Origin of the sequence: Providencia sp. Je.9.19 (assembly GCF_051129765.1) — a bacterium.
In the GTDB taxonomy this organism is placed as follows: Bacteria; Pseudomonadota; Gammaproteobacteria; order Enterobacterales; family Enterobacteriaceae; genus Providencia.
Genome location: NZ_JBCPSS010000054.1, coordinates 1 through 298, shown reverse-complemented (window position 1 = coordinate 298; position 298 = coordinate 1). Strand labels below are relative to the sequence as shown.

At 40.9% G+C, this 298-nt stretch carries 1 protein-coding gene; it reads left to right on the top strand.

Annotated elements, in window-relative coordinates; genetic code table 11:
• On the top strand, positions 1–298 hold a 298-nt coding region (locus tag AAZR93_RS21680; RefSeq protein WP_434721051.1), incomplete at both ends, for a DUF4822 domain-containing protein.

Below are 298 nucleotides of genomic sequence, written 5' to 3'. Positions count from 1 at the left end.
TCACCACGCAAGCCTTAGACCAAAATAAGCAAGAAATCCCTGCAACAAATGACCAAGTGGCTAATTTTTTTGGGTTAGCTGAGTATTTCCCTGATGGAACCTTTAACATGCTGACCGTAGAAGGGGAACCTAAAATGCAAGGTGATTGGTCATTTAGTGATGATGGAAAGTATCGAACACTGACCGCTAAAAATGATAAGGGGGACATTTTATTTACTCGGGTTGTCGACAATATTACGGTCACGCCTGATGAGTATACTTATCGTATTTACCCATCAGCAGAGGATAAAACGCAATA